Consider the following 26130-nt stretch of genomic DNA (forward strand, 5'->3'; position numbering starts at 1 on the left):
AGTTCTTCTATGCACGTCGAATTGTATTTTTTATCTTATATTAGGCATTTATTACTTCTTTTTTTACATCTGGTAAGCCTTTTAATAAATTTTCAGCAATTGTTAACCATTTCGATGTCTCTAATCCATTCGTTTTCATCACAATTTTCAATTGTGATCCCTCCATACCAAGACCGATCATACGACCAAAACTACTTCCTAGCATGAATAATTTTCCACCATCTATATTTTGGCTCGCTTGTTCAGAAAACAGGAATGTTACTTCAAACTTATTTTGCTTAATTAACTCAATTTGTTCTTTCATCGCCAACACTTTAATGTTTGCAATTTGTAATAAATAACCAACTTCTTGTGGATAATCACCAAACCTGTCGATCATCTCTTCCTGCAACTCTTCAATATCTTCAATTGCAGAAATACCTCTAAATTGTTTATACATCATAATTTTTTGTTTACTATCTGAAATATACGCATCCGGTAAATATGCGTCTACTTCTAAATCAATTTCAACATTAACGGTATTTTCAACTCCGTCTGTTCCTCTACGCTGCTCAATTGCATCTTTTAACATTTGAGAATATAAATCAAATCCGACAGAATCAATAAATCCATGTTGTTCTGCCCCTAACAAATTACCCGCACCACGAATTGATAAGTCTCTCATCGCAATTTTGAAACCAGATCCAAGCTCTGTAAACTCTTTAATTGCCTGCAGACGCCTCTCTGCAACTTCCGATAACACTTTATCACGTTTGTATGCAAAGTAGGCATACGCGACGCGATTAGAACGTCCAACACGACCACGAAGCTGATACAACTGCGATAATCCCATACGATCTGCATCAAATACAATTAATGTATTTACATTCGGAATATCTACACCTGTCTCAATAATTGTTGTACTTACAAGAACATCATGCTGCCCTTCTAAAAACGATAGCATAACAGACTCTAATTCACCTTCATTCATTTTCCCATGTGCGTATGTTACACGAGCATCTGGAACTAACATCGAAATTTCATCTGCTTTTCTTTCAATATCCTCCACACGGTTATATAGGAAGTAAATTTGACCTCCTCTTGCCAACTCTCGCTCTATCGCTTCTCGCATTAACGCTGGATTATACTCTACTACATATGTTTGTACTGGGAAACGATTCTCTGGTGGTGTCTCAATAACAGATAAATCGCGTACACCAAGCATAGACATATGAAGTGTACGTGGAATCGGAGTTGCCGTTAATGTTAACACGTCAACATTTGCTTTCAATTGTTTAATTTTTTCTTTATGTGTAACGCCGAATCTTTGTTCTTCATCAATAATAAGAAGTCCTAAATCTTTATACATAACATCTTTAGATAAAATACGATGCGTTCCGATTACAATATCCACCGTTCCATCTTTTAAACCTTTAATCGTTTCATTTTGTTGTTTTCGTGTGCGGAATCTACTTAGTAACCCTATATTAATCGGGTAATCTTGAAAACGCTCTCGAATTGTTTCATAGTGTTGTTGTGCAAGGATTGTTGTCGGTACTAAAATCGCAACTTGTTTTTCATCCATAATTGCTTTAAATGCCGCACGAATAGCTACTTCAGTCTTTCCATATCCTACGTCGCCACAAAGAAGCCTATCCATCGGACGTCCGCGTTCCATATCTTTCTTAATCTCTTCAATAGAACGTAATTGATCCTCTGTCTCTTGATATGGGAAAGAAGATTCAAATTCCTGTTGTTCTGCCGTATCTGGTGTATATGCATAACCTTTCGAAGCTTCACGCTCGGCATATAATTTAATTAGGTCATCTGCAATGTCTTGTACAGATTTTTCAACTTTCGTTTTGACCTTCTTCCAATCATTTCCGCCTAATTTATAAACTTTTGGATCCTTACCTTCAGACCCTACGTATTTTTGCACTTGATCAATTTGTTCAATTGGAACGTATAACTTATCATTACCTTGATATTTAATATTTAAATAATCTTTATGAACACCATTAATCTCTAATGTCTCAATACCTAAAAATTTACCTATACCATGATTTACATGAACTACATGGTCTCCAACTTTTAATTCCGAATAACTTTTAATACGTTCAGCGTTAGATAACTTTTGCTTACGTTGTGATTTTTTAACCTTCTTATGAAAAAGCTCTTTTTCAGTAATGACAACAAACTTTTGCATCGGCATTTCAAAGCCTGCATGTAAATCACCTACAGCAATTTGTAACCTTCCAGGCAATAAGACATCTGTGGCCTCTACAATGTCTGCATCAATATCATAATCACTTAAAATATGTTGTAGTTTTTTTACACGTTCATCATCTGTTCCAAGCACAACGGTCGTAAAATGCCCTTCATTCCATCTATCAATTTCAGTTTTTAACAACTGCATCTGTCCGTGGAAATCTTGCATCGTTTTACACGTCACATTCACAATGTTTTGAGGATGTGTGTGTGCTATATGGCGTAAGAATAACGTTAAATATACAAAACTTCTTTTTTTATTATGAAGAAACTCCTCAAATGAGTGGGAGAAAGATAAATCCTGAATAATTGTTCCTTCGCCAAGAAGTGAGATATACCATTCCGCTTCTTCTGTTTCAAGATGTGATGCTGTTTCTTGAATACGGGAAATCTCATCTAAAATTACAACACCGTTTTCTGGTAAATAATCTATCAGACTAGCAGGTTCTTTATAGAAAATAGATAAATATTTAAACATTTGTTCTATACTTTGCCCGTTTTTCAACATTTCAATTTCATGACTAACCGTCTCAAGTACAGCAGTCTTTAATTTATCATCGGAAAGCTTTTGCATCGTCTTAGTCAAACCTTCTTCAAGATGCTTAATTCCCGATTTCAATTCTTCCTGTGAAAATAAAAACTCTGTTGCCGGACCAAACCGAACACTTTCCCTTTTATCTTGAGAGCGCTGTTCTTCCACATCAAATAATCGAATAGAATCAACCTGTGTATCAAAGAATTCAATACGAAATGGTAATTCTTCAGTTAATGGGTAAATATCTAATATTCCCCCGCGCAAACTAAACTCTCCTGGAGCTTCTACCATCGACTTACGCTCGTAGCCAATATGATGTAAGGTATGCAAGAGCGCATCTAAATCAATCTCTTGCCCTAGATTGATTTCAATTTGCCTTTGCTTCCATAATTCTTTTATTGGTAAAAACCTACGCAGCCCTGCAACTGGCGCTACAATAATCCCATTCTCTCCCGCAGCTAAGCGATTTAACACTTCAATACGCTGCGCCTTCAATTCTGGACTTGCAACACCAACTTCCGATGCTATCAATTCATTTACCGGATATAGCCAAACATCCTTTTCACCAAGTAACGCCACTAAATCTTCATGTACTTTTTGTGCTTGGTATAAATTGTGCGTCACAATAAGTTGTGATTGCTTTGTTTTTTTATATAAAGCTGCGATTAATAATGAACGAGAGGACGTTGCCATACCCGATACAAGTTGTTCTTTCAACCCATCTTCTAGCCCATTAATAACCGATTGTATTTCTTCATTTTTATAAAATTGCTCTAATAAACCTATCATTTTCAAAACTCCTCTCAACATAAAGAGCAAGTTACTATATTTTATGCAAATATTTTGGAAAAAGAAAACAGAAAAATGCTTTGGACATGCCAAAGCGACAACATTTTATTGCAGAAATTTTTCATATTCATAATACTCAGGATAAGATGCGAGCGTTTCTTGACACGATTCACAAATCGTTTTTATATATATATTTCCATTCTCATGAAAATGAATCATATCCACTACTTCTTGCTCTGTTAGTTGAAACAAAACGTCGCTATGTACTTTTTCTGCGATAATGGAGCCCACATTACTTCCGCAATGTCTACAGTAATAATAACCTTCCATACTAGCCTCCTAAATATCCAATTGCTACTAGTATGGGATAAAACAACATAAAATATTCCAGATTGTGCGCTTAACTATTAAAAGTATTCATGATTTGGAGAAAAGGTTTATTTAACCATTCCTCACATGCATCTGCTGCATTTTCAATGGATTGACTAACGCCAGATATTTCTTCAGATGTAAAACGTCCTAATACGTAATCCACTACTTTCATCCCATTTTTCGGACGATCGATTCCCATACGGATACGTTGAAATTCTTGTGTTCCTAAATGTGAAATTGTTGACTTCACACCATTATGTCCACCCGCACTACCTTTCATGCGAAGGCGTAACTTACCTACAGGAATATCTAAATCATCGTACATAACAATGAAGTCCTCAACATCAATTTTATAATAATCCATGAGCGGACGGATACTTTCCCCAGATAAATTCATATATGTAAGTGGCTTTAGTAAGATTACTTTTTCCCCATTAACAAAGCCTGCGCCAAATACTCCTTTAAACTTTTGTTCATTCAAAGAAATACTCCAACGCTTTGCAAGTTCATCGATCGCCATAAATCCAATATTATGCCTTGTTAATTCATATTCTCTACCTGGGTTCCCAAGTCCTACTATTAATTTCATTCTTGTACCACTACTTTCTTTTTTCGATACGAAAAGACGTAACCAAGCTTGGTTACGTCTCATTCTATCCAATTAATTGAATAATACACTTACAGATTCTTCTTCGTATACACGAATGATTGCTTCTCCGATTAATGGAGCAACTGAAAGTTCATGTACTTTGTCAATTTTCTTCTCTTCTGGTAATACAATAGAGTTCGTTACAACTAACTCTTTAATATTCGAATTTTGAATACGCTCAATTGCTGGGCCAGATAATACTGGGTGTGTACAGCAAGCATATACTTCAGAAGCACCGTTCTCAACAAGAGCGTTTGCCGCTAATGTAATTGTACCAGCTGTATCAATGATGTCATCAATTAAAATTGCTGTTTTACCTTCGATGTTACCGATAATGTTCATTACCTCTGATACATTCGGACGAGGACGACGCTTATCAATAATAGCGATTGGCGCTTTTAGGCGATCCGCCATTTTTCTAGCACGCGTTACACCACCGTGATCAGGAGATACGATTACGATATCTTTAAGGCCTTTTGCTTCAAAGTAATCTGAAAGAATCGGTACACCCATTAAGTGGTCGATCGGGATATCAAAGAATCCTTGAATTTGTGGAGCATGTAAATCTAGAGTGATTACACGAGTTGCACCTGCTGTTTCAAGCAAGTTTGCTACAAGTTTCGATGTAATTGGTTCACGAGAACGCGCTTTACGGTCTTGACGCGCATAACCATAGTAAGGAATAACGATATTAATTGTTTTTGCAGATGCACGTTTCAATGCATCAATCATAATAAGTAATTCCATGATATGTTCGTTTACTGGGAAGCTTGTAGATTGAATAATGAATACATCGCAACCACGGATACTTTCTTCAATGTTAATTTGAACTTCTCCATCACTAAAACGATCAACAGAACATTTTCCTAGTCCTACTCCAATATGCTTTGCGATTTGCTCAGCAAGTTCCTTATTAGAGTTTAAAGAGAATACTTTCAAATTAGAATTTAGATATTGAGTCGACATCTAGATTAACCCTCCACATTATGATTTTTTCTTATTCAGCAATTGATCAACATAGTCTTCTTTGTTAACTTGACGTGCACGTGCTACTGATAATGCTTTTGATGGAACATTCTCTGTTATTGTAGAGCCTGCTGCCACATAAGCACCATCTTCAACTGTTACAGGAGCAACAAGGTTTGAATTACATCCAATAAATACCCCATTACCAATTACAGTTTTAAATTTATTCTTGCCGTCGTAGTTCACCGTAATTGAACCACAACCAAGATTCACGTCTTCTCCAACTTGTGCATCCCCGATATAACTTAAGTGTGAAGCTTTACTTCTATTACCAAAAACAGTTTTTTTGATTTCTACGAAGTTTCCAACGCGCACTTCATCTCCAATAACTGAATCTGGGCGAATATGTGCAAATGGACCAACCGATACTTCTGTACCAAGTTTGCTGTCATGTACAGTAGATTGACGAATTACCGTACGATCTCCAATTTCACTATCGCGAATTACTGTATGCGGTCCAATTTCACAATCAGAACCAATCACAGTGTTCCCCTCAATAACCGTTCCTGGGTGAAGAACTGTATCACTACCAATAATTGCATCCGCAGAAATGTATGTGTTACTTGGATCAATAATTGTAACACCATTTACCATGTTCTTTCGGTTGATACGATTTTTCATAATAATTTCCGCTTGCGATAGAGCGACTCTGTCGTTAACACCTAACGTTTCATCGAAGTGCTCTGTTTGATAAGCTGATACAATATGACCTTCATTTTTTAAAATTTCAATAACGTCCGGAAGGTAATATTCGCCCTGTACATTATCATTTGAAACTTTAGAAAGTGAAGCAAATAAAGCTTTATTATCAAAACAATACGTACCTGTATTGATTTCTTTAATAGCTAATTCTTTTTCATTTGCATCCTTATGCTCAACAATCTTTTCAACATGACCATTCTCATTACGAACGATACGGCCATATCCAGCAGGCTCTTCTATGTACGCTGTTAGTACCGTCGCCATTGCTCCCGCTTCTTCGTGTTGCTGAAGCAATGCTTCCATCGTTTCAGCAGTTATTAGAGGTGTATCACCACAAATAACTAAAGTTGTTCCTTCTTCATTTGCAAGTACACTTGCAGCTTGATCGACAGCATGCGCTGTACCAAGTTGTTCTGCTTGTAATGCAAACTCACTTACGTTTCCTAGCTGTTCTTGTACCTTTTCAGCACCATGTCCAACGACTGTTACAAGTTTCTGCAATCCTAATTGGGATACTTCATTGACTACATGTTGTACCATTGGTTTTCCACATACAGGATGCAGCACTTTGTATAGCTTCGACTTCATACGTGTGCCTTTACCTGCAGCTAGAATCACTGCAAATCTGTTTGACATATAGACCCTCCATCGCAACCTATTTATCCATTAACGATATTATCCTAAATCATCATATATTTCAAGAAACACATTATAACTATTAAATTTTACCATAATTCTTATAAGATGTTTTACTCTTTAGTATCTTTTTTAAGGAATAAGCTATACTATTTTAAATGATTTTGAAAAAATTAGAAGTTTTTCATCTTTATTTTTTCAAAATATGAATTTTTATAATTAGAAACGTGTATTATTCAAAAAAAAAACAAACTCCTGTAAATGCTTACAGGAGTTTGTTACAAAATTATAAGGCTTTCTTTCAAAAGCCCTTTTCATTCGAATTTTACGAAGCGCCTGCTTCTTCAAACTCAACCTCTTCTAACTCGCCTAAACGATGATACTCTGTTAAAACCGCATCTTGAATTTTAGAGCGTGTATTAGAATTAATTGGATGTGCAATGTCACGGAATTCTCCATCTGGAGTACGTTTACTTGGCATTGCTACAAATAATCCATTATTACCATCAATTACACGAATATCATGAACAACAAATTCATGGTCTAGAGTAATAGAGGCAATTGCTCTCATGCGGCCTTCTGTGTTTACGCGGCGTAATCTTACGTCAGTCACTTCCATCTTGTGTTCACCACCCTTTTCTAAATAAGCGATATATTTGTATAAATTCCACAAAATTTCTATTTTCCCTTTAATTTTTTAAAAATTTTTAAGATAAAAATTTTTAAGTTAGTTGAATATAAGGATTAGTAGAGGTTATCGCTTACAAAGAGTTACTTAACTAGGGCAATTACTTCGATTTCAACAGAAACATCTTTCGGTAATTTTGCTACTTGTACACAAGAACGCGCTGGTTTATGAGTAGAGAAATAAGAACCGTATACTTCATTAACAGCATTAAAATCATCCATATCCTTTAAGAATACTGTTGTTTTTACCACTGTATCAAATGAAGCACCTGCTTCTGCTAATACCGCTTGTAAATTTTCAAATACTTGCTCTGTTTGTACTGTTACATCTCCTGTTACAAGTTCTCCACTTGCCGTTAACGGAATTTGTCCTGAACTATAGAACATATTATTTACAATAATCCCTTGTGAATATGGTCCGATTGCCTGTGGTGCTTTGCTTGTTTGAACAACTTTCATACTTTTCACCCTTTTATTATTTATTTTTACTCTTTAAAAATAGTGTACCAAGGGCAGTTTGTCCATCTATTTTGTAATTTATAAATAGGAATAAAAAAAGGTAAAGCTATCTGCTTTACCTTTTTACTCAGCCTCTACAAGCCCTTTATCAAATGGTGCAAGTGAATAATTTCCCTTTTCCACTTGAATCGCTTTTTCTTTCACATCAACTTCTGACAGACGAATTAATGATACAAAGTTATTAATAAGTCTTTCTTCAATATCCGTAGACTCTACTAATACGCCAATTCCAACAACATTAGCTTTAAACTCTTCTAGCATGCTCATCATGCCTTGAATGGTTCCGCCAGCTTTCATAAAGTCATCAATAATTAAAACATTGGATCCTTCTGGAAGGCTACGCTTTGCTAAAGTCATCGTTTGGATTCGCTTAGAGGAACCTGATACATAGTTAATACTAACAGTGGGTCCTTCTGTTACCTTATTATCTTTTCTCGCAATTACTACCGGTACATCTAAGTAGTTCGCTACTGCATAAGCAAGCGGAATTCCTTTTGTCGCTACCGTCATAACTGCATCAATTGGTTGCCTAGCAAAAACAGAAGCAAACAAACGACCTGCGCCATTAATTTGGCGAGGATTACTTAAAAGATCCGTCATATATAAGTAACCGCCAGGCAAAATACGATCTGGGTTTTCAAATAAACTACAAAGCTCGTTAATAATCAGATTTGCCTCTTCTTCACTTATATAGGGAATATATTTCACTCCTCCTGCTGCTCCTGGTACCGTTTGCAATGTGCCGACCCCTTGTTGTTCAAACGTTTGCTTAATAATAACTAAATCTTCACTAATGGAAGATTTAGCCGATTGATACCTTTCAGCAAAAAAAGTGAGGGAAACTAGCTGACGAGGGTTTTGTAGCAAGTAATAAGTCAGATCGACCAATCTTGTACTTCGTCTAATTTTCACACTCTCACCTCAAATCACGAATATTCTAAACAAATCATAACGTATTATACGTCTTTATTCAAGCGTTTCTCGCTCTCCTAATAAACGAACTGCATATACTTGTTCGCAAAATCCTTTTAAACCGTTATATATACGATGCATTCGCGAATCATGGTGTACAAGACCAAATACAGTTGGGCCACTTCCACTCATTAATACGGCATCCGCACCGAATCGTTTCATCTGCGCCTTAATACGTGCAACCTCAGGATGCATCACAAACGTCACATCTTCTAAAATGTTACCAACAGTATCACAAATTCCTTTATAGTCCCCGTCATTAATGACTTCAACCATTTTATCTACATTTGGATGTGTAACACGATTTAATCTTAAATTCCCATACACATCAGCAGTAGATACACCAATGTGGGGCTTTGCTAAAATAACCCAACAAGAAGGTGGAGTCTTTATATGTTCAATTTTTTCTCCTCTTCCAGTGGCAATTGCAGTTCCGCCGTATACACAGAACGATACATCTGATCCAATTTCTGCGCCAAGCTCTGCTAATTCCTTAATTGTAAGCCCTAAATCCCATAACTTATTAAGGCCACGTAATGTCGCTGCTGCATCACTACTTCCACCTGCTAATCCAGCTGCTACTGGAATCGTTTTTTCAATAGTAATAGATACACCTTTTTTCACATTGAACTTCTCTTTTAATAATTTCGCTGCTTGATAAGCTAAGTTGCGTTGGTCGTCTGGGACATACCGATTATGGGACAAAATTTCAATACGGTCTTCTGCTAATTCCATTAGCTCTAAACGATCTGCTAAGTCGATTGTTGTCATAATCATTTTCACTTCATGATATCCATCTTGTCTTTTTCCCAGTACATCTAACGACAGATTAATCTTTGCTGGTGCTTTCACTAGTAGCTTCAATCTATTCACCCACTCTATGTACTCAATCTTTTATCGTTTATTTTACCATAAATTTATAGTAAGACGATGACACTTCCCTAATTATAACGAAAAGCATTCAGAATGAAACTACTTATGTCAAATGATGGCACCTTTTAACGTGCAAAAAGCCGAGGAATCTCTCCTCGGCTACCGCAGCATAGAAAGTATCTTACAACTACTGGTTTTGTTTCATTAATTGCTGTTCTGCAATTTCTATAGCACGTTTCACCATATTACCAGCATCTTTCGCACGAATTCCGCCCCATCCTTCTTTCTGAACAACATCATAAAAGCCAAGCTCTTTTGCAAGCTCTTCTTTAAATTGATTTGACATGACTCCTCTTCGTCTACTCAATGCAGAGTCCCTCCTTATTTTGCTACGGTATAATTAGTATGCAAAATAATATAGCTTTTCATTTATGGGAATATATGTAACGAAAAATGCATTAATTATAAAATACTTCATTTTGAGATTCATCGTAAAATGTTAGCTCTACTGTCTCTGTTAAAACATCTGCATAACTATAAGATACACGTTGCAATGCATCTTCTTGCTGATCTAACTGGACAACAAACACAGAACGATACGTTTCTGCAAGTACACCTGATTGCTCCACAGTTTTTCTTCTCCCACTATTTGCCTTTAACATAAGTCGCTGTCCAAGATGGTGATCTAATTCGCTTTTAATTTCATCTAAACGTTTTGACATATACTTTGCTACACCTCGCTGTAATTTAGATTGAACACTTAAAACACGATATATCTATCCCAATTATTAACCGCAATTCACAGACAATATCATTATAAAAGCATCATGCGTTCAAATAGATAGAAGAAATACTATATTCTAAAAGTATCATTGTATAGTCTGCACGTTCTTGCCGCTTTTTATCCAGACTCATTTAAATCATTTCCACATAAAAAAGCAAGATACGTATGTACCTTGCTCATTCGTCATAATGTTGAAAGGGCAATCCTGTTCGTAAAATCCCTCTTGTTTCAATTCCGCCTAGTCCCTTTTCGCCAGTAATTGTATTACGCACAACGTCCCATACATTTACTCTTTCCATAAATGAAGTGAAACTAATTTTGCCAACTACATATACAGGATCTAGAGCATGAATATTAATTCTAGACGGTGAACTAGCAAAATTAGCACCTGCTCGAATCAACGCCTCAAAGTGTGATTGACAAGCCCCAGCAAAAATAACGAGTTGATCTAATGATGGATACTTTTTTCGCACTTCTCGAACAGCCTGTACAAAATGTTTAGAATGTCTATATGCTGCTAAATCTCCCATAACTCCTTTTGACTTTGTATATGCATCATGTCCTGTAATAACTAAAATATCTGGGCGAAAATGATCTATTAAGTCTACTACCTTTTCATGCATCTCCGTTTCCTTACAATGAATACCTTGAACAGGAACGCCTATTTTATTATATAAATCTAGGCACTTGCGCAAATATAAAGGATCTCCATCTATATGCAGTACACGCCCTGGCATTTGAAAATAATTCACTTCACTTGTATATCCACCAGTTGAATTATGTTCATGTCTTTGTTTCATCAACACGTGATCTTGCTGAAACAACCGGTAAGTACGCTCCATCGTTTCTTTTTCACGCTTCACTCTATTTTTATGCTCTCGTTGGTCTATACTAACTAAATCTGCAAGTGGTGCATCCGCCACAAGTCTAATTTCCTCTCCAAATAATATTGCCATATCGCCTTTTATTTCTATAATACGAAAAAGAATATCCCTATTATGAGAATATCGTTCAACTAATTCTCCAACATGTAAAGCCATTCTCCTACCTCCAAACTCGTTAGGCCATCTTACCTGTTTTTAAAGTATGAATTTAGGAAAGGAAAGGTGACAAAAGGGACAGCTCAAGTTGAACTGTCCCTTTCATATTCTTATGACAATTTATGAAGAATTAATGCATTACTTAATGTTGCAAACTCTTCGATAGATAGCGTTTCGCCTCTTCGCTTCGGATCAATTCCTACCTCTGTTAAAATTCGATCCAACAGCTCTTTATCTTTCGGGAAACCATTTAAATTATTTGATAAGTTATTCATTAAAGTTTTACGACGCTGTGCGAAACTTGCTCGTACTACTTCAAAGAAGAAATTTTCATCTTTCACTTCTACAACTGGTTTAGGACGCTTTAGAAGACGGATAATCGCAGAATCAACATTTGGTTGTGGCACAAACACTGTACGCGGTACAGTCATAACTGTTTCTACCTCTGTATAATACTGAATGGCAATTGATAAAGAACCATACTCTTTCGTTCCTGGTTTAGCAGCTAAACGATCCCCAACTTCTTTTTGCATCATAACAACAAATCCACGAACCGGTAATTTTTCTTCAAGCAATTTAAATAAGATTGGCGTTGTAATATAGTATGGTAAGTTAGCTACTACCATTACATCTTGCCCTTCTTCAAATTGCTCACTAAACACTTCATGTACATCTGCTTTTAGTACATCTTTATTTATAACTGTAACGTTGCTATATGGAGCTAACGTCTCGTCTAAAATTGGTAATAATCTCTGATCAATTTCAAAAGCCACTACTTTTTTAGCACGCTTCGCCAATTGCTCTGTTAACGCACCGATACCTGGTCCAATTTCAATTGCGCCACTTTCTGAACCGATTTCTGCGTGATCAACGATACGATTTAATACATTTGTATCAATTAAAAAATTTTGTCCTAAACTTTTTTTGAATGAAAATCCATACTTTTCAACAATGTCTTTCGTACGATTTGGTGTTGCGATATCCTTCATTTTTTTTCCTCCTGTATTACTTGCTTATAAGCTTCTGCAAATGATTCCTTTGAAACTTGAAACATTTGTAAACGTTTATGTAACTGTTTTGCATTTGTATAACCAATCTTTAATAGCTTACCCACTCTTTCTCTGCGACTCTTTGCCATTTCTCCGCCCACTAAGCCCGCATCGACTAGGTCACTCCAACTAATTTCACTTGTGTAAGCTTCCATTTCTTCATGTATATTCTCTAAAGCACGGCGAATCGACTCATTAGAAGCATGTTCGATTCCAACGCCTTTCTTCCTTTTCGCAAGTGCTTCTTCCTTCGGTAAAAAAGCATGCTTACATCCAGGAACCTTGTCAGAAATAATCTTTCGAATACGCTCTCCAGGATAATCCGGATCTGTGAAAATAATAACGCCTCGTTTTTGCTGCGCTAATTTCACTCGCTCAATAACATGATCACCGATTGCTGAACCGTTCGTTTCGATTGTATCTCCATCAACAGCACGTTTAATCGCAACTGTATCATCTTTACCTTCTACAACGATAATCTCTTTAATTTTCATGCTTGCCTCCACACTCGTTTCATCTCTACTTAGTAAAACAAAAAAATGACGACTTTTCCATTATTATTTTCCCAATCTTACATTTTAAAAAGTAGAAGCGAAAAATCTTTGTTCACTCCCCTTATTGTAACACTTCTATCTCCATCTTAATTTATCCGCAATATTTCTACACTTATGTTATGAGTAAATAGTGGGTTCTTATCATTTCTATTATCTCTCTTCTCAAAAAACAAAAAAAGAATGGGACTCCCCATTCTTTTTTATTCAACACCAAATAAGGCTTTGGCATTCTTTGTTGTTATTTGTGCTACTTCCTCATAAGAAATTCCTTTTAAATTCGCAATTTCTTCTGCTACCAGTTTTACATAACTCGGTTCATTTCGTTTCCCTCGAAATGGATGTGGTGTTAAATATGGACAATCTGTCTCTATCAATAATTTTTCTAACGGAATCTCCATAGCAACTTCTTTCGGTTTCTTGGCATTTTTAAATGTTACTGGCCCACCTAATGAAATTAAAAAGTTCATATCGACACATCGCTGCGCTACTTCTACACTACCGCTAAAGCAATGCATAATGCCTCCTACTTCAGCTGCATTCTCTTCCTCTAGGATATCAACAATATCTTGAGTTGCATCGCGGTTATGTATAATAATCGGTAATTTTACCTTTTTTGCTAATGCAATTTGTTTACGGAATACTTCCTTCTGTATTTCTTTTGGAGACTTATCCCAGTGATAATCTAATCCCATTTCTCCAATGGCAACTACTTTAGGGTGAGCAGCTAATTCTTCTAACCAAGCTAAATGTTCTTCATTCATATCGATTGCATCAACGGGATGCCATCCAACTGCAGCGTAAATAAAATCATAAGCCTCTGCTAATTCAATTGCTTTCTTTATCGTTACTTCATCAAATCCAACAACAACTGTATAGGTAACTCCCGCTTCTTTCATCCTCGCGATAACTTCTTGTAAATCTTCTTCAAATTGCTCTGCATTTAAATGTGAATGTGTATCAAACAACATAATAAATAACTCCTTTTATATTGAAATCAATTCTCTCATAGAAAACTACGCTCTTTCTAACTTAACGATAACAATACTACAATTTTAATGCAAAAAAGGGAATGTAAAAAGAAAAAAGACGCTTCACCAATGTTACACGTGAAACATCCCTTTTCTTGTCTCAATTACTTGATTTTTGTACCGTTTGGTAAATTTTGGTCAATTGATGCTAATGACAATACGCCATTCTCTTCACCTGCTAAAATCATACCTTGTGATAATTCACCACGTAATTTTACAGGTTTTAAATTCGTTACACAAATAACCTTTTTACCTTTTAGTTCTTCTGGGGAATAGAATTTAGCAATCCCAGAAACCACTTGGCGCTTCTCTGTACCTAAATCAAGCTGAATTTTTAACAACTTATCTGCTTTTTTCACAGGTTCAGCAGATATTACTTCAGCTACTCGTAATTCTACTTTAAAGAAATCATCAATTGTAATTTCTTCTGCCTTTGGTTCTTCTGCTTTTTTCTCTTCTACTTTAGGAGCAGAACCTTGCATTTGTTCTTTAATATACCCCACTTCTACTTCCATTTCCAAACGAGGGAAAATAGGGTTTCCTTTTTCTACTTTTGTTCCAGCTGGAATACATCCAATTGTAGATAGGCTTTCCCAAGATTTATGCGTCTCTTCAGTAAGCCCAAGTTGAGCAAACATCTTACTTGGTGCTACTGTTAGGAATGGCATAAGCATAATACCTGTTTGACGAAGTACCTCAGCTAAGTGGGCCATTACAGACGCAAGTTTTTCACAATCATTCTCATCCTTCGCTAATACCCATGGCTGCGTTTCATCAATATATTTGTTCGTACGGCTAACTAATTGCCAAATGGAACTTAACGCTACAGAGAACTCCATATTCTCCATTGCCTCTTCTACTTTTTTCAATGTATCTTTAGCAAATGTCACTAGCGTTTCATCGAACTCAGTTACATTTGCTTTAAATGCAGGGATTTCCCCATTAAAGTATTTATCAATCATAGCTACTGTACGATTTAATAAGTTCCCTAAATCATTCGCTAAATCAAAGTTGATTCGTTCAACAAATCCTTCTGGTGTGAATACTCCATCAGATCCAAATGGAACTTCGCGAAGTAAGTAGTAACGCAATGCATCTAATCCGTAACGATCAATTAGTGTAACTGGATCTACTACGTTTCCTTTTGACTTACTCATTTTTCCATCTTTCATTAAAATCCAGCCATGAGCAAAGACTTTCTTCGGAAGTGGTAAATCTAAAGCCATTAAAATAATTGGCCAATAAATTGTATGGAAACGAACGATTTCTTTCCCAACTAAATGGACATCTGCTGGCCAGAATTTTTTATACTTCTCTTCATTTTCTGTTCCATATCCTAATGCAGTAATGTAATTAGACAACGCATCTACCCATACGTAAATAACGTGTTTTGGGTTACCTGGAACACGAACTCCCCAGTCAAATGAAGTACGAGAAACAGCTAAATCTTCTAATCCTGGTTTAATGAAGTTATTAATCATTTCATTTTTACGGGACTCCGGCTGAATGAAATGAGGGTTATCTTCATAGAACTTTAATAGTCGGTCTACATATTTACCCATTCTAAAGAAATACGATTCTTCGCGAACAAGTTCTACAGCGTGACCACTATCTGGGCTTTTCCCACCAACTACTTTGTCACCTTCCATAATTGGATCTACTAATTGATGCGCTGTATAGAATGTTTCATCTTGTACAGAATACCAACCTTCATATTCATCAAGATAAATATCACCTTGATCTACTAGCTGCTTGAAGATTTTCTCAACAACATCTTTATGACGATCTTCAGTTGTACGAATAAAATCATCATAAGAGATATCCATCTTCTCCCAAAGTTCTTTAATCCCTGATACAATGTTATCCACATATGCTTGTGGTGTAACATTTAGTTCTTCTGCTTTCTTTTGGATCTTCTGTCCATGCTCATCAGTTCCTGTTAAATAATGAACATTGTATCCTTGCATACGCTTATATCGTGCCATCGCATCTCCTGCTACTGTCGTATAAGCATGTCCAATGTGTAACTTTCCACTTGGATAATAAATTGGGGTAGTAATATAAAAGGACTTATTTTCCTCTTTCATCGTTTTGGACCTCCCGAATAACCTCATATGTATTTATAAACAGTATATCAAAAACTCACATATAAAAACGAGTTAATGCTCGATATCTTTATCATCTATTACTCATATTCAAAAAAAATATACAATATTTTTCCGAAAAGTATAAATATTGTAAAAAAATAATACGGAACAATTATAGAAATGACTCACATTCTATTATATATAAGAAGTATAAAAATCTATAAATCTTTTTTAAAAATATAGAATTTAAGAATTGACGGAAATGTAAATGATTGGTATCATATGTCCATAGGGTATTTTGTCGAAAAATGACGAATCAAAAAAATAGACTCGAAACTTATAAACTATTTATTTAGGAGGAAAAGAATTATGAAATCTACTGGTATCGTTCGTAAAGTTGATGAATTAGGTCGTGTAGTAATTCCAATCGAATTACGCCGTACTTTAGGTATTGCAGAAAAGGATGCTCTTGAAATCTACGTGGATGAAGAAAAAATCATCTTAAAGAAATATAAACCAAACATGACTTGTCAAGTAACTGGTGAAGTATCTGATGGTAACCTATCTTTAGCTGAAGGTAAAATTATCTTAAGTAAAGAAGGCGCTGAACAGGTCTTAAACGAACTTCAAGATTATATCGAAACAGCAAAATAAGCTTCTCAATTATGAGAAGCTTATTTTTTATCAACATGATAGATTTGATATACATCACGTTTCGACAAATCTCGGTCTTTAGCGACTGTTTTAATCGCTTCTTTTGAATTCATACCTTTTTCATTTATATAATGTTCAATATGATTATATACTGAAATAGCTTCCCACCATTGTTCTTCTTGAGTAGGTTCTTCTGTTGAACCTGCTACTAAAATACAAAACTCACCACGAACTTCATTTTGCTTCGTCCACTCAATCGCTTCTTCAATTGTTCCACGAATAAACTCTTCAAATTTTTTCGTTAGCTCACGACATAATACGATTTCCCTATTTCCTAATACTTCTTGCATAGAGATTAAAGTGTCATCTAAACGATGCGGTGCCTCGTAAAACATCATTGTAGTTGGAATATAGCGTAGTTTTTCTAATTCAAGCTTACGTCCCTTTTTATTTCTTTGCAGGAAACCATAGAAATAAAAATGTTTTGTCTCAAGTCCTGATGCAATTAATGCTGTAAGAGCCGCATTTGCCCCAGGAAGCGGAATAACATGATATTGTTCTGCTACAGCCTCTACAACGATATCATAACCAGGATCTGAAATACATGGCATACCAGCATCGCTCACAATGGCTACAGTCTTACCTTCTTCTAACTTATCTAAAATTTTCCGTCCACTTACTCCTTTATTATGCTCATGATAACTCATAACTGGTGTTTCAATTTCAAAGTAATTACAAAGTTTCTTCGTTTGCCTTGTATCTTCCGCAGCAATAATGTCTGCCTCTTTTAAAATTCGGATTGCACGAAATGTCATATCCTCTAAATTTCCGATTGGGGTCGGTACTAAATATAAAACTCCCTTTTCATTTTGCTGAAAGCTTTTTTGCTGCCACATAGCGTTCTCCTTTTTGCATATATTCTTCTTTTTGTTTCCTCGTTAACTGTTTAAAGTGATATTCAGCTTGCATAGCCGTTCGTTTATCCTCATGATCCTCTACATATTTTAAACCAACTGGAAGCCTAGCGCGGGTATATCTAGCACCTTTTCCACTATTATGGGTCTGAATCCGTTTTTCTATATGATTTGTATATCCAGCATAATAACTTCCATCAGAACACTCCACCACATAAAAACAATGCTTATTCTTCTCCATATAAAATTGAACGAAGCTCCTTTGTATATTCGTTGTTTTCTTCATATACAAAAAGAGGTGGTAAGATTTTTAAATCTGCATTCCCATCCTTAATTCCTTCAATTAACAATGTATTCGCTTCTTTACCAGCCTTAGGATAAACAAATCGCACACGTTTCGGTTCGATTTTGTATTTACGCATTAATGTGACGATGTCGAGTAAACGACCTGGACGATGTACAAATGCTACTTTCCCACCCTGTTTCACTAACTGGCTACTTGCATATACAACATCCTCTAATGTGCACATAATTTCATGACGAGCTATCGCTAAATGTTCATTGATATTCTTCTCAGAAGTTTGTGGTGTTTGAAAATAGGGAGGATTACATGTTACAACATCATATTGATGACGTCCAAGTTTCTCCGGCATATCTTTCAAATCTCCATGGATTAAATGAATTCTTTCTTCTAAATTATTGTATTGAACGCTTCTTATTCCCATATCATATAAGCGCTCTTGGATTTCTACACCTGTAATTTGCCCTTTTGTCCTTGTACTTAATAAAAGAGGGATAACTGCGTTACCTGTACACAAATCAAGTAAATTCCCTTTTTGAATTGGCACCCAAGTAAAATCTGCAAGTAAAACAGCATCCAAAGAAAAATTAAATACTGATGGACTTTGTACAATCTTCATATCTTGCGCTAATAAGTAATCTAAACGCTCATCTTCATATAAATTCATATATTGCTCCCTTTCTTACACTTAACCTACCCTATTTCATCCTCTATCAATGTAAAAATAAATTTCATTCTACCCTCATGTATAAAAAATTACCTTTCCAATTATATTGGAAAGGTAATCTCACTTTTTATTTAAAAATGACAGACAGAATAAACAATCTCCCTCTTTACGTACACTTCCATAATGTAGATTACAAATATGAAAACCTTCTTGATATAGTCTCGCTAGGTTATCGTAGCCTTCACCAATATCTGTCTTCGCCTTCATTTCTTTGCGTTTTTGAGTTTTCTGTTTTTCCTTGTTCTGCACTTCTTCAAAACGATGTCGCAAATTTTCATTTTCCATTTTTATATGTTGGTTTTCTTCCAATAATTCTGCAAGATGTTGTTTTAATTCTCCCAACTGTTTGTATAAATGTCCAATTTGCTCTTCCATACTAGAAACCGATGCAAAAATATCCTTTTTCTCCACAAGCACCCACCTCATTAATCTGTGGTTTGACTCGAAACGACCCCTTTATTCATTAATTCATCTAACGTATATTCTACTATCCGTTCCTTGTCTACTAGTTCCACTTGAATTAATCTTTCTAAAATATTTAATCCGATAACACGGCCAGTACCTTGCGGTGTTTGTATACGTTGATCTAAATCAGGAAGTTGTTCCTTTGCTGCCTCATATTCATCATTCTCATATTTTAAGCAACACATTAAGCGACCACATAAACCAGAGATTTTTGCAGGATTTAATGATAAATTTTGATCCTTTGCCATTTTAATGGATACAGGTTCAAAATCTCCTAAAAAAGTAGAACAACAAAGCATACGACCACATGGGCCAATACCACCAAGCATTTTTGCTTCGTCACGAACGCCGATCTGTCTCAGCTCAATTCTTGTCCTAAAAATTGCCGCTAAGTCTTTCACTAGTTCGCGAAAATCAATCCGACCATCCGCAGTAAAGTAGAAAATAATCTTATTACGATCGAACGTATACTCTACATCTACAAGCTTCATATCAAGATTATGTTCTCCTACCTTTTGTTGACAAACTTGATATGCTTCTTTCGCAGCATGCCTATTCTCTTCAACAATGGTACGATCATTTTCATTTGCAATACGAATAACTTTTTTAAGCGGTAATACAACGTCGTTTTCATCAACTTGCTTTTTGGTAATAACTACTTTTCCGTATTCAATACCTCTTACCGTTTCTACAATTACAAACTCATTTTCTGAGATATCGAACTGATTTGGATCAAAGTAATATACTTTTCCGGCCTTCTTAAAGCGAACACCTACTACATCATACAAAACGGTCATCCCTCCTGCAACCGCAACACTAACTGTTCGAACACAAGCTGCGCATTTACATTAGCGTTGATTCTATTTTTTGCCTCTAATATATTAAAGAGAGCTGATACAATGCGCTTCTGAGCATAAGAAAAGGATTCAAACATCTCTTTCTGCTCATGAAAAACAAGACGATCTTCTTCTCCAAGTTGAACATATAATAAATCCTTATAAATAAGGAGTAACATATCTAAGCCTTGCTGTAATTGTTCTTTCTCTCCAAAGTGCTTCCCCCATTTTTCTTGTACAAAAAAAATAGAGGCCTTATCTTTTTCGAGCGCTTCACATAATTTTATCACTAAAGCTCTCGCTTGTGCAAACCATTCATCATTACACATTAATAAAGCTTCTTCAAAACTGTTTGTAAGCTGCGCAGCAAGTGTAGATAAAGAAACTGTAATACCTTCTTCCTCTAATCTCTTAATTAAAGATTTTGTAGGCAACGGTCTAAACGTAACAACTTGACAACGAGATAAAATTGTATTTAAAATCTGATGACTTTGTTCAGTAAGTAAAATAGCTGTTGTATCACTACTTGGTTCTTCTAAAAACTTTAAAAGCGTATTCGCTGCATTTGCTGTCATACGATCTGCATGCTCAATAATATATACTTTTTTATTTGCTTCTAATCCTGTTTTTGAAAACTCTTCTTGTAAATCGTGAATTTGCTGTTTTTTAATAGATAATCCATCTGGTTTTACAATATGTAAGTTTGGGTAGTTACCTGAATCAATTCGGCGACAATTCCTACATACATGACAAGGCTCTACACCATTTCTTTGTGAACAGAGGAAGCTTTTTGCCATTTGAATTGCTGTGGCGAACTTCCCAGTCCCTTTCCCTCCCTCTAACAAGTAAGCGTGGGATATACGCTCTTTTGCAATGCTATTCATCAACATTTTGACACCGATGGGCTGTATAGCAGAAAGCTGCTCCCACGTATTTATCATACTGCATACCTCACTTATTTCATTCTTTCCTTCTATTATAACAATTTATCTTCTATAATCTGAACAACTTCTTCTATAAGTTTTTTCATTGGTTGATCAGCATTTACTAATACAATGCGATTAGAAAAACGCTCTACAACTTGTAAATACCCTTCACGCACACGTTTATGGAAAGAGATATCTTCCATATCTAGTCGATTTACTTCACGTCCTGCATCTTTTTCAATTCGTGCTAAACCTACCTCTGGCTCAATATCTAAATAGATTGTTAAACTAGGCATACAATCTTCCGTTGCGAAACGATTAATTTCAAATACTTTATCCATACCTAGGCCTCTTGCATACCCTTGATACGCTAAAGAGCTATCTATAAAACGATCACATAGTACAAGATAGTTTTCCTCAAGTGCCGGCATAACTTTTTCCACTAAATGTTGTCTACGTGCAGCAGCATATAAGAGCGCCTCTGTACGTGCCTCCATCATCGTATACTCTTGTTTATGTAAAATTGTTCTAATATCTTCAGAAATTGCAATACCACCCGGTTCCCTGGTCGCCATTACCTTTTGTGCCTTTTGCTCAAAATATGGTAATAAACTTTTAATTAATGTTGTTTTACCCGAACCTTCTGGCCCTTCAATTGTTACAAATAATCCCTTCATCCTAAAACCTACTTTCTATATCATACACGTTCATATATTTCGTACTACCTTGAAAACGAGCCCCTGTTTTCTCTAAATGAGCAATTTGCTTTGTATGTTCTTGAGTAATTCTCTCTCCATACATGATCAATGGAATTCCAGGTGGATACGGAATCACCATTTCTGCCGCTATCATACCAACGGCTTCTTCTAGAGATACTAACTTCGTTTCGTATCCCTCTAATTGTTTATACGTATACGGTAAAGGGGAAATTTCCCCTTTATAAGTATAACGAATTGATGCTGTCTTGTCTTTTACCTTATATTGCTGCAAAGCTACTCGAATTATCTCTATAGCTTTCATATACCCCTCATTTACTTGTAACGGTAATATAAATAGGACGTTATATGGATCTGCCATTTCCGTATATATACCGACCTTTTCAAATACAGACTGTAATTCATACCCCGATAACTGACAGCGAGTTTGCACCGTAACCTTTAATTCATCTTGCGATGGATATTGCAAGATGGCTATTTGTGGGATAGATCGCAATCCTTCTTTAAATCGGCGTAAAAACTCAACAATTTCATCATGACCCTCTTCCTTTATAACTGCTATTGCAAAACGTGCTATATCAAGAGAAGCCATAATTGGATACGATGGGCTACTAGATTGTAGCATACTTAAATAGGAGGAAACTTTTTCTTCGCTCACCAAACGGCTATTTATATGTAAATAAGATCCCATTGTCATCGCAGGTAATGTTTTATGTGCGGAATGAACCACAATATCCGCACCATAAACTAATGCTGACTTCGGGAAGGGGTCCCCTATACAAAAATGTGCCCCATGGGCTTCATCTACTAGAACGGGAATTTTATGTGCATGTGCGTAAGCGATACTTGCCTCTAAATCAATTCCCATACCATAGTAATTAGGATGTGTTAAAATAAGTGCTTTTGCATTTGGATACTTTGTAATTGCCTCCTTAATAATGTCATCATGAACACCTACTGGTACGTTATGTACTTCATCAATCCATGGGTTTAAAAAGACCGGATTCGCCCCTGCTAATTTCAAACCATTAATGATTGATTTATGACAATTTCTTTGTACGAGGACAATATCATGTTCGCCGCAGCAAGACAAAATCATTGCTAAATTTCCAACTGTTGAACCATTAATTAAAAAATAACTTTTGTGCACGCCATATACTTCAGCTAATAATTGCTGTGCTTCATCTATACATTCAAATGGACTATGTAAATCATCTAATCCTGTTAACTCTGTTACATCAATCGATAATATATCCTTAAACCCCCCTGAAGCTTTCTGAGGGAAGTTCAAACCATTCTTATGACCCGGAACATGAAAAGATAGTAGTCGCCTTTCTTTAAATTCCATTAACGCCTCATATAAAGGCATACGATTTTGATTCATATACATCTCTTCCTTATTATTCATTCTGTATCTATTATACAGATATTAGGGCAAAAAAAATAATAGGCATAATGCCTATTTAAAAATATGATACTTCTAATTTTCGCAGTTGTGTTAAATAATGTATATACTTCGGATCATTTGTCTCAGTATTCACCAGATTTCTTTCGCACTCGTAACAGATTAAATTATTATATACATATATTCCTTCTCCTCTTTTTGTCTCACAAACGATGCAAATTTCACTTGGTAATTTCATAATCTTTCCTCCCTTTTTAAGTAAACATATTATATACCTCTATTCCTTAACAAATTTCCGGAAAATATACATCAATTTCTTATATAATATGATTTATTCTTGGGCAACGTGTTTGTATTACTTATGTATTCCCTTTACTTCTTTCGTGTACTGTTTAAAAACAAAAAAACACAAGTCAAAAGACTTGTGTTTTTATCTTGCTTGGCGACGTCCTACTCTCACAGGGACAAGGTCCCAACTACCATCGGCGCTAGAGAGCTTAACTTCCGTGTTCGGTATGGGAACGGGTGTGACCTCTCTGCCATCATCACCAAACTATGAAGGTATATTCCTTCAAAACTAGATAACGTTTGCTTCATATTATATGGTTAAGTCCTCGATCTATTAGTATTCGTCAGCTCCACATGTCACCATGCTTCCACCTCGAACCTATCAACCTGATCATCTTTCAGGGATCTTACTAGCTTACGCTATGGGAAATCTCATCTTGAGGGGGGCTTCATGCTTAGATGCTTTCAGCACTTATCCCTTCCGCACATAGCTACCCAGCTATGCCCTTGGCAGAACAACTGGTACACCAGCGGTGCGTCCATCCCGGTCCTCTCGTACTAAGGACAGCTCCTCTCAAATTTCCTGCGCCCACGACGGATAGGGACCGAACTGTCTCACGACGTTCTGAACCCAGCTCGCGTACCGCTTTAATGGGCGAACAGCCCAACCCTTGGGACCGACTACAGCCCCAGGATGCGATGAGCCGACATCGAGGTGCCAAACCTCCCCGTCGATGTGGACTCTTGGGGGAGATAAGCCTGTTATCCCCGGGGTAGCTTTTATCCGTTGAGCGATGGCCCTTCCATGCGGAACCACCGGATCGACTAAGCCCGACTTTCGTCCCTGCTCGACTTGTAGGTCTCGCAGTCAAGCTCCCTTATGCCTTTGCACTCTACGAATGATTTCCAACCATTCTGAGGGAACCTTTGGGCGCCTCCGTTACACTTTAGGAGGCGACCGCCCCAGTCAAACTGCCCACCTGACACTGTCTCCCGGGTCGATAAGACCCGTAGGTTAGAATTTCAATACAGTCAGGGCGGTATCCCACCAGCGCCTCCACCGAAGCTAGCGCTCCGGTTTCAATGGCTCCCGCCTATCCTGTACAAACTGTACCAAAATTCAATATCAGGCTACAGTAAAGCTCCACGGGGTCTTTCCGTCCTGTCGCGGGTAACCTGCATCTTCACAGGTACTATAATTTCACCGAGTCTCTGGTTGAGACAGTGCCCAAATCGTTACACCTTTCGTGCGGGTCGGAACTTACCCGACAAGGAATTTCGCTACCTTAGGACCGTTATAGTTACGGCCGCCGTTTACTGGGGCTTCAGTTCAGAGCTTCGCTTACGCTAACCCCTCTCCTTAACCTTCCAGCACCGGGCAGGTGTCAGCCCCTATACTTCGCCTTACGGCTTCGCAGAGACCTGTGTTTTTGCTAAACAGTCGCTTGGGCCTATTCACTGCGGCTTTCCGTTAAGAAAGCACCCCTTCTCCGAAGTTACGGGGTCATTTTGCCGAGTTCCTTAACCAGAGTTCTCTCGCACACCTTAGGATTCTCTCCTCGCCTACCTGTGTCGGTTTGCGGTACAGGCACCTTTTATCTCGCTAGAAGCTTTTCTTGGCAGCGGGGAATCAAAGACTTCGCTCCATAAGGAGCTTCCCCATCACAGCTCAGCCTTCACGATAAGCGGATTTGCCTACTTATCAGCCTAACTGCTTGGACGTGCACAACCAATCGCACGCTTCTTCTATCCTTCTGCGTCCCTCCATTGCTCAAACGATAAAGAGGTGGTACAGGAATATCAACCTGTTGTCCATCGCCTACGCCTGTCGGCCTCGGCTTAGGTCCTGACTAACCCTGAGCGGACGAGCCTTCCTCAGGAAACCTTAGGCATTCGGTGGACGGGATTCTCACCCGTCTTTCGCTACTCATACCGGCATTCTCACTTCTAAGCGCTCCACCAGTCCTTCCGGTCTGACTTCACTGCACTTAGAACGCTCCCCTACCACTGATACCATTGGTATCAATTCGCAGCTTCGGTGGTGTATTTAGCCCCGGTACATTTTCGGCGCAGAGTCACTCGACTAGTGAGCTATTACGCACTCTTTAAATGGTGGCTGCTTCTGAGCCAACATCCTAGTTGTCTAAGCAACTCCACATCCTTTTCCACTTAATACACACTTTGGGACCTTAGCTGGCAATCTGGGCTGTTTCCCTCTTGACTACGGAACTTATCACTCGCAGTCTGACTCCTAAGGATAAGTCATTGGCATTCGGAGTTTGACTGAATTCGGTAATCCGATGAGGACCCCTAGTTCAATCAGTGCTCTACCTCCAAGACTCTTACACT

At 37.0% G+C, this 26130-nt stretch carries 26 protein-coding genes and 2 rRNA genes (1 of these 28 only partly in view); 1 reads left to right on the forward strand and 27 read right to left on the reverse strand.

Features of this window, described 5'->3' with window-relative positions; genetic code table 11:
* Positions 1–40 precede the first annotated feature (40 nt).
* The 16 genes from mfd to metG all read right to left on the reverse strand — a co-directional run bounded on the left by mfd (position 41) and on the right by metG (position 16549).
* Positions 41–3571, reverse strand: coding sequence for a transcription-repair coupling factor (gene mfd / locus ACE38F_RS01345; protein WP_375371356.1), 3531 nt, complete (start codon positions 3569–3571; stop codon positions 41–43).
* Positions 3572–3676: 105 nt separating this feature from the next.
* Positions 3677–3901, reverse strand: a complete 225-nt coding sequence (locus ACE38F_RS01350) for an anti-sigma-F factor Fin family protein (protein ID WP_215554938.1) — start codon at positions 3899–3901, stop codon at positions 3677–3679.
* Positions 3902–3971: 70 nt separating this feature from the next.
* Positions 3972–4532, reverse strand: a complete 561-nt coding sequence (pth, locus tag ACE38F_RS01355) for an aminoacyl-tRNA hydrolase (protein ID WP_286675798.1) — start codon at positions 4530–4532, stop codon at positions 3972–3974.
* Positions 4533–4604: 72 nt separating this feature from the next.
* On the reverse strand, positions 4605–5558 hold the full coding sequence (locus tag ACE38F_RS01360) for a ribose-phosphate diphosphokinase (protein WP_002091580.1): 954 nt from the start codon (positions 5556–5558) through the stop codon (positions 4605–4607).
* Between the two features lie 18 nt (positions 5559–5576).
* Positions 5577–6956, reverse strand: a complete 1380-nt coding sequence (glmU, locus tag ACE38F_RS01365; RefSeq protein ID WP_002091584.1) for a bifunctional UDP-N-acetylglucosamine diphosphorylase/glucosamine-1-phosphate N-acetyltransferase GlmU — start codon at positions 6954–6956, stop codon at positions 5577–5579.
* A gap of 325 nt (positions 6957–7281) precedes the next feature.
* On the reverse strand, positions 7282–7575 hold the full coding sequence (spoVG, locus tag ACE38F_RS01370; RefSeq protein ID WP_000454042.1) for a septation regulator SpoVG: 294 nt from the start codon (positions 7573–7575) through the stop codon (positions 7282–7284).
* Positions 7576–7727: 152 nt separating this feature from the next.
* A complete protein-coding gene (locus ACE38F_RS01375) occupies positions 7728–8102 on the reverse strand; it encodes a RidA family protein (protein ID WP_000869819.1) in 375 nt (124 codons plus the stop codon).
* 123 nt (positions 8103–8225) lie between these two features.
* Positions 8226–9074, reverse strand: coding sequence for a pur operon repressor (gene purR / locus ACE38F_RS01380; RefSeq protein WP_002144539.1), 849 nt, complete (start codon positions 9072–9074; stop codon positions 8226–8228).
* 54 nt (positions 9075–9128) lie between these two features.
* Positions 9129–9998: a 4-(cytidine 5'-diphospho)-2-C-methyl-D-erythritol kinase gene (ispE, locus tag ACE38F_RS01385; protein ID WP_375371355.1), complete on the reverse strand. Its 870-nt coding sequence runs from the start codon at positions 9996–9998 to the stop codon at positions 9129–9131.
* Between the two features lie 196 nt (positions 9999–10194).
* Entirely contained in the window at positions 10195–10374 is a 180-nt protein-coding gene (gene sspF / locus ACE38F_RS01390; RefSeq protein ID WP_001985066.1) for an acid-soluble spore protein SspF, read from the reverse strand.
* Positions 10375–10465: 91 nt separating this feature from the next.
* A complete protein-coding gene (gene veg, locus ACE38F_RS01395; protein ID WP_002009653.1) occupies positions 10466–10729 on the reverse strand; it encodes a biofilm formation stimulator Veg in 264 nt (87 codons plus the stop codon).
* Between the two features lie 238 nt (positions 10730–10967).
* A complete protein-coding gene (gene yabG, locus ACE38F_RS01400) occupies positions 10968–11831 on the reverse strand; it encodes a sporulation peptidase YabG (RefSeq protein WP_375371354.1) in 864 nt (287 codons plus the stop codon).
* Positions 11832–11941: 110 nt separating this feature from the next.
* Positions 11942–12820, reverse strand: a complete 879-nt coding sequence (gene rsmA / locus ACE38F_RS01405) for a 16S rRNA (adenine(1518)-N(6)/adenine(1519)-N(6))-dimethyltransferase RsmA (RefSeq protein WP_215554935.1) — start codon at positions 12818–12820, stop codon at positions 11942–11944.
* Positions 12817–13374: a ribonuclease M5 gene (rnmV, locus tag ACE38F_RS01410; protein WP_002159637.1), complete on the reverse strand. Its 558-nt coding sequence runs from the start codon at positions 13372–13374 to the stop codon at positions 12817–12819. Before rnmV ends, rsmA begins: the two co-directional genes overlap by 4 nt.
* Positions 13375–13634: 260 nt before the next feature.
* Complete coding sequence (locus tag ACE38F_RS01415) at positions 13635–14402, reverse strand: TatD family hydrolase (protein ID WP_375371353.1); 768 nt, start codon at positions 14400–14402, stop codon at positions 13635–13637.
* A gap of 164 nt (positions 14403–14566) precedes the next feature.
* Positions 14567–16549, reverse strand: coding sequence for a methionine--tRNA ligase (metG, locus tag ACE38F_RS01420; RefSeq protein ID WP_375371352.1), 1983 nt, complete (start codon positions 16547–16549; stop codon positions 14567–14569).
* A 369-nt stretch (positions 16550–16918) separates the two neighbouring features.
* Between metG and ACE38F_RS01425 the strand changes: the two genes are divergently transcribed.
* Complete coding sequence (locus ACE38F_RS01425) at positions 16919–17203, forward strand: AbrB/MazE/SpoVT family DNA-binding domain-containing protein (protein WP_002063374.1); 285 nt, start codon at positions 16919–16921, stop codon at positions 17201–17203.
* Positions 17204–17223: 20 nt separating this feature from the next.
* Here ACE38F_RS01425 and rsmI read toward each other — a convergent pair whose 3' ends face one another.
* The 11 genes from rsmI to ACE38F_RS01480 all read right to left on the reverse strand — a co-directional run.
* Positions 17224–18099, reverse strand: coding sequence for a 16S rRNA (cytidine(1402)-2'-O)-methyltransferase (gene rsmI, locus ACE38F_RS01430; RefSeq protein WP_002159640.1), 876 nt, complete (start codon positions 18097–18099; stop codon positions 17224–17226).
* Positions 18068–18358, reverse strand: coding sequence for a GIY-YIG nuclease family protein (locus ACE38F_RS01435; RefSeq protein WP_002107287.1), 291 nt, complete (start codon positions 18356–18358; stop codon positions 18068–18070). Before ACE38F_RS01435 ends, rsmI begins: the two co-directional genes overlap by 32 nt.
* Positions 18345–19085, reverse strand: a complete 741-nt coding sequence (locus ACE38F_RS01440) for a tRNA1(Val) (adenine(37)-N6)-methyltransferase (protein WP_375371351.1) — start codon at positions 19083–19085, stop codon at positions 18345–18347. Before ACE38F_RS01440 ends, ACE38F_RS01435 begins: the two co-directional genes overlap by 14 nt.
* 120 nt (positions 19086–19205) lie before the next feature.
* Positions 19206–19556, reverse strand: coding sequence for a DNA replication initiation control protein YabA (gene yabA, locus ACE38F_RS01445; protein ID WP_002009639.1), 351 nt, complete (start codon positions 19554–19556; stop codon positions 19206–19208).
* 14 nt (positions 19557–19570) lie between these two features.
* The gene (locus ACE38F_RS01450) at positions 19571–20398 is read right to left on the reverse strand and encodes a PSP1 domain-containing protein (RefSeq protein ID WP_215554932.1); all 828 of its coding nucleotides are present in this window, start codon (positions 20396–20398) and stop codon (positions 19571–19573) included.
* A gap of 5 nt (positions 20399–20403) precedes the next feature.
* Positions 20404–21387, reverse strand: a complete 984-nt coding sequence (gene holB / locus ACE38F_RS01455; protein ID WP_215554931.1) for a DNA polymerase III subunit delta' — start codon at positions 21385–21387, stop codon at positions 20404–20406.
* Between the two features lie 35 nt (positions 21388–21422).
* Positions 21423–22049 carry a dTMP kinase gene (gene tmk, locus ACE38F_RS01460; RefSeq protein ID WP_002107283.1) on the reverse strand — a complete coding sequence of 209 codons (627 nt, stop codon included), beginning with the start codon at positions 22047–22049 and terminating at the stop codon, positions 21423–21425.
* Between the two features lies 1 nt (position 22050).
* Positions 22051–23472 carry an aminotransferase class I/II-fold pyridoxal phosphate-dependent enzyme gene (locus ACE38F_RS01465; RefSeq protein ID WP_375371350.1) on the reverse strand — a complete coding sequence of 474 codons (1422 nt, stop codon included), beginning with the start codon at positions 23470–23472 and terminating at the stop codon, positions 22051–22053.
* A 79-nt stretch (positions 23473–23551) separates the two neighbouring features.
* The gene (locus tag ACE38F_RS01470; protein ID WP_002159645.1) at positions 23552–23731 is read right to left on the reverse strand and encodes a sigma factor G inhibitor Gin; all 180 of its coding nucleotides are present in this window, start codon (positions 23729–23731) and stop codon (positions 23552–23554) included.
* A gap of 199 nt (positions 23732–23930) precedes the next feature.
* Positions 23931–24046: ribosomal RNA gene (gene rrf, locus ACE38F_RS01475) — 5S ribosomal RNA — on the reverse strand.
* Positions 24047–24095: 49 nt separating this feature from the next.
* Positions 24096–26130 (reverse strand): 23S ribosomal RNA (locus tag ACE38F_RS01480); it runs 887 nt beyond the window's last position.

The organism is Bacillus altaicus, from assembly GCF_042136375.2.
In the GTDB taxonomy this organism is placed as follows: Bacteria; Bacillota; Bacilli; order Bacillales; family Bacillaceae_G; genus Bacillus_A; species Bacillus_A cereus_U.

What these genes read in the sequence shown, in the direction of transcription:
- mfd (WP_375371356.1), bottom strand. Translation starts at nt 3,571, where the DNA reads ATGATAGGTTTATTAGAGCAATTTTATAAAAATGAAGAAATACAATCG.
- ACE38F_RS01350 (WP_215554938.1), bottom strand. Translation starts at nt 3,901, where the DNA reads ATGGAAGGTTATTATTACTGTAGACATTGCGGAAGTAATGTGGGCTCC.
- pth (WP_286675798.1), bottom strand. Translation starts at nt 4,532, where the DNA reads ATGAAATTAATAGTAGGACTTGGGAACCCAGGTAGAGAATATGAATTA.
- ACE38F_RS01360 (WP_002091580.1), bottom strand. Translation starts at nt 5,558, where the DNA reads ATGTCGACTCAATATCTAAATTCTAATTTGAAAGTATTCTCTTTAAAC.
- glmU (WP_002091584.1), bottom strand. Translation starts at nt 6,956, where the DNA reads ATGTCAAACAGATTTGCAGTGATTCTAGCTGCAGGTAAAGGCACACGT.
- spoVG (WP_000454042.1), bottom strand. Translation starts at nt 7,575, where the DNA reads ATGGAAGTGACTGACGTAAGATTACGCCGCGTAAACACAGAAGGCCGC.
- ACE38F_RS01375 (WP_000869819.1), bottom strand. Translation starts at nt 8,102, where the DNA reads ATGAAAGTTGTTCAAACAAGCAAAGCACCACAGGCAATCGGACCATAT.
- veg (WP_002009653.1), bottom strand. Translation starts at nt 10,729, where the DNA reads ATGTCAAAACGTTTAGATGAAATTAAAAGCGAATTAGATCACCATCTT.
- yabG (WP_375371354.1), bottom strand. Translation starts at nt 11,831, where the DNA reads ATGGCTTTACATGTTGGAGAATTAGTTGAACGATATTCTCATAATAGG.
- rsmA (WP_215554935.1), bottom strand. Translation starts at nt 12,820, where the DNA reads ATGAAGGATATCGCAACACCAAATCGTACGAAAGACATTGTTGAAAAG.
- rnmV (WP_002159637.1), bottom strand. Translation starts at nt 13,374, where the DNA reads ATGAAAATTAAAGAGATTATCGTTGTAGAAGGTAAAGATGATACAGTT.
- ACE38F_RS01415 (WP_375371353.1), bottom strand. Translation starts at nt 14,402, where the DNA reads ATGTTGTTTGATACACATTCACATTTAAATGCAGAGCAATTTGAAGAA.
- metG (WP_375371352.1), bottom strand. Translation starts at nt 16,549, where the DNA reads ATGAAAGAGGAAAATAAGTCCTTTTATATTACTACCCCAATTTATTAT.
- ACE38F_RS01425 (WP_002063374.1), top strand. Translation starts at nt 16,919, where the DNA reads ATGAAATCTACTGGTATCGTTCGTAAAGTTGATGAATTAGGTCGTGTA.
- rsmI (WP_002159640.1), bottom strand. Translation starts at nt 18,099, where the DNA reads ATGTGGCAGCAAAAAAGCTTTCAGCAAAATGAAAAGGGAGTTTTATAT.
- ACE38F_RS01435 (WP_002107287.1), bottom strand. Translation starts at nt 18,358, where the DNA reads ATGGAGAAGAATAAGCATTGTTTTTATGTGGTGGAGTGTTCTGATGGA.
- ACE38F_RS01440 (WP_375371351.1), bottom strand. Translation starts at nt 19,085, where the DNA reads ATGAATTTATATGAAGATGAGCGTTTAGATTACTTATTAGCGCAAGAT.
- holB (WP_215554931.1), bottom strand. Translation starts at nt 21,387, where the DNA reads ATGATAAATACGTGGGAGCAGCTTTCTGCTATACAGCCCATCGGTGTC.
- tmk (WP_002107283.1), bottom strand. Translation starts at nt 22,049, where the DNA reads ATGAAGGGATTATTTGTAACAATTGAAGGGCCAGAAGGTTCGGGTAAA.
- ACE38F_RS01465 (WP_375371350.1), bottom strand. Translation starts at nt 23,472, where the DNA reads ATGAATCAAAATCGTATGCCTTTATATGAGGCGTTAATGGAATTTAAA.
- ACE38F_RS01470 (WP_002159645.1), bottom strand. Translation starts at nt 23,731, where the DNA reads ATGAAATTACCAAGTGAAATTTGCATCGTTTGTGAGACAAAAAGAGGA.